The sequence below is a fragment of the Streptomyces sp. FH025 genome (assembly GCF_017427025.1).
In the GTDB taxonomy this organism is placed as follows: domain Bacteria; phylum Actinomycetota; class Actinomycetes; order Streptomycetales; family Streptomycetaceae; genus Kitasatospora.
In genome coordinates this window covers 1-9,801 of sequence record NZ_JAFLNG010000260.1, presented here as the reverse complement: position 1 = coordinate 9,801, position 9,801 = coordinate 1, and the positions used below count along the sequence as shown (strand labels likewise).

Sequence of the window (9,801 nt, the reverse complement as noted above, 5' to 3'; positions counted from 1 at the left end):
GCGAGGTCAGCGGGCTGTACGGCCAGGCGGGCGCCCGTTCCTTCGCCACCCCGCGCACCGCCGGGGTGCCCGTCACCAGGGCCCAGATCATCCAGCGCGCGCAGGGCTGGGTCGACCAGGGCGTGCCGTACAGCATGAACCGCTACTGGTCGGACGGCTACCGCCAGGACTGCTCCGGCTTCGTCTCGATGGCCTGGGGACTCGGCAGCAGCCAGACCACCTGGACCCTGCCGAACTTCGCCGAGCGGATCTCCAAGAACGACCTCCAGCCCGGCGACGTGCTCATCTACAACAACCCGTCCAACCCGCAGGCCGGTTCGCACGTGACGATCTTCGGCGGTTGGACCGACTCCTCGCGCACCCGGTACGTCTCCTACGAGCAGACCTCCCCGAACACCGTCAAGCGCTCCACCCCGTACGCGTACTGGAACAACTCCGGCGCCTACGTCCCGTACCGCTACACCGGCCTGTCCGGCGGCGGCAACGACGGGGGCACCACCTCGAACGCCTTCCCGGGGGCGGACAAGTTCGGGCCCGGTGCCAACAACGCGTACGTCACCAAGCTCGGCCAGCTGCTCGCGCAGCGCGGCGGCTCCAAGTTCTACTCCGAGGGCCCCGGCCCGCGCTGGGGCGAGGCCGACCGCAAGGCCACCCAGGCCTTCCAGCAGGCGCAGGGCTGGACCGGCAGCGAGGCCGACGGCATCCCGGGCAAGGCCACCTGGGACTACCTGGTCAACGGCAAGGGCCGCAACATCGACGGCGGCAGCACCACCCCGCTGCCGCCCCCGCCGCCGACCGGTACCACGGCCTTCCCCGGTGCGCAGTACTTCGCCCCGGGCCAGAGCAACGACTACGTCCGGCAGCTCGGCGAGCAGCTGGTCCGCAAGGGCTTCGGCGGCTACTACAGCGTCGGCCCCGGCCCGCAGTGGGGCGAGGCCGACCGGCGGGCCGTCCAGGCCTTCCAGCAGGCGCAGGGCTGGCGCGGCAGCGAGGCCGACGGCTACCCGGGCCAGGACACCTGGCGTCGCCTCTTCTCCTGACGCACACGCCCAGGCGCGGCGCCCGTGGTCGGGCGCCGCGCCTGGGCGCCGGCTCTCGGCGCTTGCTCTCAGCGCTTGCCGGACATCCAGTGGAACAGGCCCATCGCGACGCTGGTCGCCAGGTTGAAGCTGGACACCCCGGGCCGCATCGGCACCGCGACCAGGTGGTCGGCGCGCGCCTTGAGCTCCGCCGAGACGCCGTGCCGCTCGGTGCCGAAGGCGAGCAGCGCGTCGTCCGGGAACGGCAGGTCGCGGATGTCCGCGCCCTCCGGGTCCAGCACGTACAGCGGCCCAACGGGCAGCTCGGGCAGCGCCAGCCGCTCGACGGCGGTGGCGAAGTGCAGGCCCGCGCTGCCGCGCAGCACGGTCGGGTGCCACGGGTCCAGGTCGCCGGTGGTCACCACCCCGGCGGCGCCGAACCCGGCCGCCAGCCGGATCACCGCCCCGACGTTGCCCAGGTTGCGCGGGTTCTCCAGCACCACCACCGGCGCCCGGCGCGGACGGTGCGCCAGCGCCGCCCGGTTGGCCCGCGCCGAGGGGCGCAGCGCCAGTGCGATCACCCCGGTCGGGTGCAGCCGGGGCGCCAGGGTCCGCAGCCGGTCCTCCGGCAGTTCCACCGCGAGCGCGTCCAGCGCGGGGGCGACGTCCGGCGCCAGTTCGCCGGCCAGCGCCAGCAGCGCGGCCCGGTCGGCGGTCAGCACCCGGCGGACGTCACCGCCGAAGCGCAGCGCGTGCTTCAGCGCGTGGAACCCGTCCAGCAGCACCGCCTCCGGCTCCCGCTCGGCCGCCCGCCATGCCCGTACCGCCTCGTCGTCCATGCGGTTCACTCTGCCACCCCGGCCGGGCCGGGCTCGCCGGGACGGCCTGCGGCGGTGATCACCTCGTCGAAGCCGAGCGCCCGGCGCGGCTCGCCCTCGGGCCCGCCGGTCACCTCGTCCAGCCCGGCGAGCCCGGCCAGCGCGAGGTCCAGGTGCCGGTGGACGAGCGAGCCGTCCGCGTCCAGCGCGGCGAGCGCGCCCGGCAGCGGGCGGGAGACCCGGACGCAGAGCAGCACCAGGTCGCCCATCCCGATGTCGGCCCGCAGCCGTCCGGCCTCCCGGGCGGCGCGCAGCAGGCCCTCGACCGCGGTGACCGTGCCCCGGCGGACGGCGACCAGCTCCTCGTCCACCACCAGGTGCTCCAGCAGCACCACGATCGCCGCGCCCATCCGCAGGTCGGCGGCCGCGTGCACGAAGCGGCGCAGCGCCAGGTACGGGTCGGCCTCGGCCCGCCGCGCCTCCTCGGCGGCCTCGGTGAGCCGGGCCAGCAGGTCGGTGACCAGTGCGCGGACCAGTGCCTCCCGGTCGGGGAAGCGCCGGTAGAGGGTGGCCGGGCCGACGCCCGCCCTCCGGACCACCGCGTCCAGCGGGGCGTCCGGTCCCCGTTCCAGGAACACCTCGCAGGCGGCGTCCAGGATCCTGCGCCGGCTGCGCGCCGCATCGGCCCTCATGTCACGATCCCTCATCCGGAGAACTTCTCTCCACCTATGCTAGCGTCGGCAACGAAACGGAGAAAATCTCTCCGCCTATTCGTCCTCTTCGAGGAGCGACGCCATGACGACCAGCACCCCGCTCACCGTCCGCACCGAGCTCGACGGCACCCCCCGGCCGCGCGAAGCCGTCCTCGCCTGGGAACTCGACCGTGCCCGCGCCGCCCTGCGGCTGCTGAAGCAGCGCCTCGGCGACGACCGGATGCGCGAGCTGCTCACCCCCGACACCGCCGCCTCCGACGGCGACCTGGCCGGCTGGGCCCACGCCTCCGGCGGCCGCTGGCGCACCGCCGTCACCGAACTCACCGCCACGGGCATCGACGCCGACGGCTTCCTCACCTGGTGGCAGGGCCGCCTGCGGGCCGGTGACCGCACCGCCCTGCTGGCCGCCAACCCCGAGCACTACCTGGCCGACTCCACCGGCGAGCGGGTCGAGATCATCGAGACCATCGGCACCGGCCCTGCCCGCTTCTTCCTCCGCTTCCACGACGACGTCCCCATCGCCGGCCCCGGCCACGAGGCCTTCCCGGTCCGCATCGGCGGCACCGGCACCCTGGCCGACGGCACCGAGGTGCTGCGGGTGATGCACGAGTTCGCCGACACCCCGGAGGGCCTGCGGATCCGCCTCACCGTCCAGTTCCCCGAGGCCGCCCCCGACCTGCTCCCCACCGGCCACCAGTGGCACTTCGCCTGCGAGTTCACCAACTGGCTCGAAGCCGCCCACGCCGCCGGCTGACCCCCTCGGGGGCATGTTCCACGTGAAACATCCCCGCGGAAACCCCCGCGCCCACGGCCCCCGGCCGTGGGCGCGGGGCCCGGCCGTCCTACGGGGCGTCCTTCGAACTCCCGCGCAGCGCCCGCTCCAGGTCCTTCAGCGCCTGCCCCACCAGCCGCGTCCCCGCCCGCAGCACGTCCCGCTGCACCCCGGCCGGAGCCTGCGCCAGGCCCTCCTCCAGCCGGGCCTGAGCCTCCCGCACCGCCCCGAACTCCACCGGACGCCCGGTCAGCAGCGCCGCCGCCGCGAGCGCCGTGGCCAGCTGCAGCTCCTCCGCGTACTCCGCCGCGCCCGGCACCGGCTCGGCGTCCTCCCCCGGCAGGTGCGCCTCCAGCAGCACCGCCGCCCGCCCCAGGTGCCCGACCGCCGACCGGCCCCGGTCGATCTGGCGCCGGCTCACCCCGGTCAGCCCGGACTCGTGCCGGCCCGGCTCGGCGTCGGCCCGCTGCATCGCCTGGATGAGCTCGGACCGCGCCTCCCGCGAGTCCAGCAGCGCACTGCGCACCGCCCGCCCCCGCCGCGCCGCCGGCCGCTCGTAGCAGGCGATCACCGCCGCCGCGTACCGCCCGGCCGCCGCCAGCCACTCGGCGAGCCGCTCGCCGAGCCGGGCGGTCTGCCAGGTGGGGAACAGCGCGTACGTCACGAGGGCGATCGACCCGCCGAGCAGTGTGAGCCCCACCCGTTCGACGGCCGTCACCAGGGGGTTCCCCTCCTGGAGCCCGAGCAGGAACACCACGTACGTCGAGATCCCGACCGTGGTCAGCGCGTACCCCGTCCGGAACGCGAGGTACGCCCCGCCGATGCACACCACCGCCAGCGCGGCCAGCACCCACTGCCCGGGGTGGGCGAGCTGCACCACCAGCGTCGAGGCGGCGACCCCGACGACCGTCCCGGCCAGCCGGGCGATACCCCGGCTGTAGGTCTGGGCGAAGTCCGGCCGCATCACCATCGCGGCCGTCATCGGCGCCCAGTACCCGTGGTGGAACCCGGCGAGCCGGGCCACCAGGTAGGAGACGGTGACCACCCCGGAGAGCCGGACGGCGTGCTGGAAGATCGCCGAACGCGGCTGCAACTGGCGCCGTACGGCCCGCAGCGCGACCGGCAGTATCCGGGAGATCGACGGCCGGTGCAGCGCCCCGCCGGCCCCGACCACGGGCGTGGTGATGGTGTCCTCGTCGTTCCGGTCCAGGGTGTCCGCGGCCTTCCGCAGCAGCCCGGTCAGCCGCCGGGAGGACCGCCGGGCCGCCCCCCGCAGACGCTGGCCCTCGTCCGGCGGGGCCAGGGTGAGCGAGGGCGCCGAGCGGGGGAGCCGTACCGGATCGCCGGTGCGGATCGCCCGGGCGAGGGCGTCCATGACCTCGGCGGCGGCCGCCAGCACCTCGCGGGCCCGGTCGCGCTCCGGCCCCTCCTCGGGGGCGCCCACCTTGGGGTCGGCGAGTGCGGCGAGGGTGGGTCGGATGCGCTCGGCGATGCCGCGCAGGCCACGCAGTTCGGGCGGCCGGTGGCGGTCCTGCCAGGGGGTCACGGCGGAGGCGTTCCGGGCCGTCATGAACGGCGCCGGGTCCACGTGCGCGGTCGGATCCTGCCTCAACCTCCGTGCGTAGTCGGCGAGTTCGGCGTAGGTGTCGGCGAGGGCGTCCCGCTGGGCGGTCCAACTCCCGATCGGCCACACGGTGATGACGACGGCCTGGACGACCCCGCCCAGCGCGGCGACCAGCCCGTGCCCGAGCGCGGTGGCCGTGCTGACCGGGAGTTGCACGACGATCAGCATCACCGAGACGGTGTTCGCCGCGACCACCCCGGCGGTCGGCCCGATCGCCCAGGCCAGCCCGGCCCCGAAGGCCCACACGGCGAGCAGCACCGGGAACAGCCCGGTGACTCCGGCGGCCAGGTAGCCCAGGAAGGTGCTGATCCCGAGCCCGACCCCGGCCGCGACGGCGAGGCTGGCCCGGGGCCTGAAGCTGCGCTGGAAGGTGGCCGAACCGGCGATGAACGCCCCCATCGCGGCCGAGGTCGCCAACGCGACCCCGCCGAGCGCGAGCGTGGGGAAGAGCACCAGCGCCACCGCGACCGCCCCGCGCACCGCCCGCTTGGGGTCGGTCAGCGCCCGGTCCAGGGTGAGTCCGGTCCGCGCGGTGTCACGAAGAGCGGCGAACCAGGACATAGCGACATCCTATGGCTCGGAGCGACCGGCCCGGCGCCGGATCCTCCCCGGCCACGCCGCCACTCGCAGCAGCACGCCGGTCGGCAGGAACACCGCGTCCGCCACGACCATCGCGAGCGAGAACACCGGCAGCCCCAGCACCACCGCGATCCCCAGGTGCTCGGCCATCATCACCGCCAGCAGCACGTTCTTGACCCGCCGGTTGAACAGCGTGAACGGGAAGGCGACCTGCAGGATCACCGTGCCGTACGAGATCAGGAACACCGGCAGCAGCGCCGAGCCGAGCAGCGCGGACAGCCCCGGCCAGGGGGCGAAGTAGTCCAGGTGCAGCGGGTAGTACAGCGCGGTGCCGTCCTGCCAGCGCGAGCCCTGCACCTTGTACCAGCCGGCCGTGGCGTAGATCAGCACCACCTCGGCGGCGATCACCAGCATCGCGCAGTTGTGCACCATGTTCGCCAGCGCGTCGAGCACCGCCCGCGGCTCGCCCAGCGGCCGCAGCCGGCCGAGCAGCCACCAGAGCCCGGCCACCGCCCAGAGCCCCCAGAACAGCGGCGACCAGCCCAGGTACGGGAAGGTCGGGCCGGTCCAGGTCAGGCTGTCGCCGGAGAAGCCGCCGAACTGACCGGCCGCCAGCGCCGCGCCGAGCAGCGCCCACAGCACCACCCCGCCCCGCCCCTGACGGGCCCTCCGAGCGTCCAGCGACCACACCTCGGCGCAGCGGGTGAAGACCAGGTAGACCGCCATCAGGTGGACGACGTTGTCCCCGCCGTCGCCGAGGAGGACGCTGCGGTTCTGCAGCGACAGCACGGTGACCAGGAACAGCACCGTGCTCGCCCTGGTCTGCCAGCCCAGCAGCACCGCCAGCGCGGCCAGCACCGCCAGGTGGTAGACCAGCTCGAACCAGAGCCGCCCGCCGAACCAGGGCAGCACGGTGAACGCCCCGTTGTCGGCCAGCAGTTGCTGGGCGAGCTCCATCGACCAGGGCGAGCGGTCGCCGTACAGCACCCGCCGGTGCGGCCACTCGCGCAGCAGGTAGGTGAGCCAGACCAGCCCGAAGCCGATCCGCACCACGGCGGCCTGGTGCCGTCCGAGCGCCCGCCCGGTGAACGCCGCCAGGGCCCGGCCGAGGGCCGCCCCCGGCCCGTCCGGGGCCGCCACGGGAACGGGCTGCGGTCCGCCCTGGCGCGGGATGCCGGGCGTCAGCCCCGACTCCCGCACCGACGCCTCGTTCACCCGAGCCCCCGGTAGTCCTCGTCCTCGACCGGCCACCACGGCAGCTCCCGCACCTTGGGCGCGGGCGGCGCGGCCTCACCGCTCCAGGACGGCGGCGGGACGGTGGTCGAGGTCACCCGGAACTCGATCTCCACGACGCGCTCGCCGTCCACCGCCCGGCCGATCCGCTGCAGCGCGATCCGCATGAGGTACTGCTCGGCGAGCCTGCCGCGCGAGCCGAGCGGCTTCTCGTCCTGCGGGTCGTGCGAGCCGTCGTAGAAGTCCCAGGCCCGGCGCAGCAGGTTCTGGTCGGCGTGGCTGGGCGCCGGGTTGCCCCGGACGGCGGCGAGGTCCTGCGCGGTCAGCCCGACCCAGTCGCGGGTGCGGGCGTCGGCGCCATCCGCGGCAGCGGTGCGCACCCGGGCGTCCACGCTGATGTTCTGCTGCAGGGGGTTGGGCGCGAACAGCTTCCAGTTCTGCTCGAACTCCGGGTACACCACGCCGTCGACCTCGTCCCGGTACTTCCGGGACAGCGAGTTGGCGGGCGCGACGTGCAGGAACACCGCGGCGAGGAACAGGCCGGTGCCGCTCAGCAGCACCGCCGCGGCGAGGCCGATGACGAGCTGCGCCGGCCGCGACCAACCCCTCCCCCGGCCTTCGGCCGGGAGGTACCCCCGGGCAGGCCGGTCCGTGGTCTCCGTCATGGCCTCCCCCCGCCGGTCGGCGCGCCGCCGGCCGGCTGCCGGCGCGTCGCGCGTGGGACTACAGGACGAAGGGGGCCTGCCCGCCGCCGCTGACCATCGGACGGCCCGCGCCCTCCCAGGCGTACATCCCGCCGTCCACGTTCACCGCGTCCCTGCCCTGCTGCACCAGGTACTGGACGACCTGGGCGGAGCGGCCGCCGACCCGGCAGAGCACGTACAGCTTCTCGTCGGGCAGCTCGCCGATCCGGGCGATCACCTCGCCGATCGGGATGTGCAGTGCGCCCTCCACGTGGCCGGCGTCCCACTCGTCCTGCTCGCGCACGTCCAGCAGAGCGGCGTCGGCCGGCACGGAGGCGGCGTCGGTGGTGGGGATCTGCGGGAACATCGTGTGGCTCTCCTGGGAAATAGTCGGGTCCGGGCCATTGTCGCCCACCGGCGGGTGCGCGGGGGCGGCTCCGAGCAGCCGCTCCAGTTCGGCCTGCTGCGCGGCGGCCTTGGCGAGCAGTTCCTCGGCGAGCTGCTCCAGCAGCCGGTCCGGGTCCTGCGGCGCGAGGGCGAGCAGCTGGCCCATCGGGGTCCGTTCCAGCCGCACCTGCTCGGCGGCGGTCTCGGCGATCTTGGCGGTCAGCCAGTCCAGCCGACGGCGCAGCCAGCCCAGCCGGTCGGGGGAGTCGAGCGCGGGCGCGGCCTCCGGCGCGGTGGACCACTCGGCGGCCAGGCCCTCCAGCGCGGCGGCGTCGCCGTACGCGTAGGCCTCGTTGACCCGGACCAGGAAGGACGCCCGGCGCCGCTGCTCGGCCGGGTCGGTGGTCAGGTCCGGGTGGGCGCGGCGGACCAGCTCGCGGTAGAGCCGCTGCGCCTCCTTGCCGGGCCGCACCCGGGCCGGCGCGGCGGGCGGCGGGGGCGCCGCCTCGGACGACTCCGACCCGGCCCCGTCCCCCGACCGCTCCCGGGACTTCTCCCGCACGGTGTCGAACAGCGCGTCCAGGTCCGGCAGTTCCTCGACCTGCTGCCGGGCCTCGGCGGCCCGCCGCAGGTCCTCCGGCCGACCGGTGCGGGCCGCGACCGCCTCGGCGACCAGCGCCTCCAGCTCGTCCAGCCGCGCGTACAGCGGTCCGAGCAGCTGATGGTGGATCAGGGCGAAGTTGTCGATCTCCACCCGCAGCGTCTGCACGTCCACGTCCATGCTGAGCCAGGCGAGTTCGGCCGCGGCGACCCGCTCCTCCAGCCCTTGCTGCTCCGGGTCCGTCCAGCGGACGGGGCTCTGTGCGCTCACTTCTCGCCTCTGTCTGTCCGGCCGGCTGCGTCCTGCGGTGCCGCCGCACGGGCGGCCCGGCCTGCCACCCTACCCTCGTCGGCGAAAGCCCCGTCCGGGTGAAGCGGGGGTGTGAACCGGCGCGCGGCACGCGACACACAACCGATCCTGATGAATCTCCCCGTTTCGGTGTCGAGCCCGGCCCGGTCCGTGATTCGCTGGTATCCGCACAGCGTGCCTTCCTCCGGAGAGACGGCCGCCTCCAGGCGTGGCGGCCAGGCGGGAGCAGACCGAATCCATGGTGGCCGAGTCCAACTCCGCACCGCGTCCGGCCGACGCCGGGAGCACACCGGGCGACCACCGGACCGGGGTGGCCGCCCTGGTCCGGCTCGCCCTCGTCCTGGTCGACCGGACCGGACGGATCGCCCAGTGGAGCCGGGCCGCCGAGGAACTCTTCGGGCACCGCGCCGAGACCGCCCTCGACCGCTCCGCCTCGGGCCTGCTGCCCGCCGTGGAGCAGCGGATGCAGGGCGGCTGCGCGGTGCGCCGCCCCTGCGACGCCCTGGACACCCTGGCCGAGCTGACCGCCGAGGGCCGCCCCTGGGCCGGCCGGCTGACCGTCACCGACCGCGAGGAACACCAGCGCGACGTGCTCTGGTGGGCCTACCCGCTGCCCGGCCCGGCCGGCGGACTGCTCGCCCTGGCCGCCGACGCCCGCCCGCTGCGCACCACCGGGCCCAGGCTCGCGCTCGGCGAGCGCCTGCTGCCGTTCGCCGCCGCACCGGCCGCCCGGGGCGGCTTCCACACGCTGACCGCGACCCTCGTCCCGGCCGACGGCGAACCGTCCGAACCGCTGGCCCGGCTGCTGCCCACCGCCCACCGGGCGCCGCTGCTGGCGGCACTGGCCCGGGCCGGGCTGCCCGCGCTGCGGCTGGATCCGGCCACCGTGCTGCCGGTGCTGCCCGCCGACCCGCTGGCCGGAACGGCGCACGCGGCCGCCGGGCTCGGCCGCCGCTACCCGACGCCCCAGCAGCGCGCCGCCCGGGTCGGCCCGCCGCCGCAGCCCGAGCAGTCCGCACCGGGCCGCCGTCCGTCCGGTCCACTGCCCACCCAGCGCGAGGCC

9 protein-coding genes are annotated in these 9,801 nt (G+C 75.5%); 3 read left to right on the top strand and 6 right to left on the bottom strand.

The genetic code is table 11. The features are described from left to right. On the top strand, positions 1-1,040 hold a 1,040-nt coding region (locus tag J0670_RS19355; RefSeq protein ID WP_207812882.1), incomplete at its 5' end, for a peptidoglycan-binding protein. 68 nt (positions 1,041-1,108) lie between these two features. Here J0670_RS19355 and J0670_RS19350 read toward each other — a convergent pair. Both J0670_RS19350 and J0670_RS19345 read right to left on the bottom strand, forming a co-directional pair. After that, positions 1,109-1,858, bottom strand: a complete 750-nt coding sequence (locus J0670_RS19350; RefSeq protein WP_207812881.1) for an RNA methyltransferase — start codon at positions 1,856-1,858, stop codon at positions 1,109-1,111. Positions 1,859-1,863: 5 nt separating this feature from the next. Then, positions 1,864-2,529 (bottom strand): TetR/AcrR family transcriptional regulator, encoded by a 666-nt coding sequence (locus J0670_RS19345; RefSeq protein ID WP_207812880.1) that lies wholly within the window; start codon positions 2,527-2,529, stop codon positions 1,864-1,866. Between the two features lie 103 nt (positions 2,530-2,632). Between J0670_RS19345 and J0670_RS19340 the strand changes: the two genes are divergently transcribed. Continuing rightward, on the top strand, positions 2,633-3,304 hold the full coding sequence (locus J0670_RS19340) for a hypothetical protein (RefSeq protein WP_207812879.1): 672 nt from the start codon (positions 2,633-2,635) through the stop codon (positions 3,302-3,304). An 88-nt stretch (positions 3,305-3,392) separates the two neighbouring features. Here J0670_RS19340 and J0670_RS19335 read toward each other — a convergent pair whose 3' ends face one another. The 4 genes from J0670_RS19335 to J0670_RS40295 are packed head-to-tail and all read right to left on the bottom strand — an operon-like array spanning position 3,393 to position 8,699. Then, the gene (locus J0670_RS19335; protein WP_207812878.1) at positions 3,393-5,507 is read right to left on the bottom strand and encodes an FUSC family protein; all 2,115 of its coding nucleotides are present in this window, start codon (positions 5,505-5,507) and stop codon (positions 3,393-3,395) included. Positions 5,508-5,516: 9 nt separating this feature from the next. Continuing rightward, positions 5,517-6,740, bottom strand: a complete 1,224-nt coding sequence (locus J0670_RS19330; RefSeq protein ID WP_374223128.1) for an HTTM domain-containing protein — start codon at positions 6,738-6,740, stop codon at positions 5,517-5,519. Next, complete coding sequence (locus tag J0670_RS19325) at positions 6,737-7,423, bottom strand: DUF5819 family protein (protein ID WP_207812877.1); 687 nt, start codon at positions 7,421-7,423, stop codon at positions 6,737-6,739. The genes J0670_RS19330 and J0670_RS19325 overlap by 4 nt, the downstream gene beginning before the upstream one ends. A 58-nt stretch (positions 7,424-7,481) precedes the next feature. After that, positions 7,482-8,699, bottom strand: a complete 1,218-nt coding sequence (locus J0670_RS40295) for a rhodanese-like domain-containing protein (protein WP_207812876.1) — start codon at positions 8,697-8,699, stop codon at positions 7,482-7,484. Positions 8,700-8,946: 247 nt separating this feature from the next. On the opposite strand from J0670_RS40295, the gene J0670_RS19315 reads away from it, so the two are divergent. After that, positions 8,947-9,801 (top strand): PAS domain-containing protein (locus J0670_RS19315; RefSeq protein WP_307806587.1); only part of this gene is annotated, 855 nt, incomplete at its 3' end.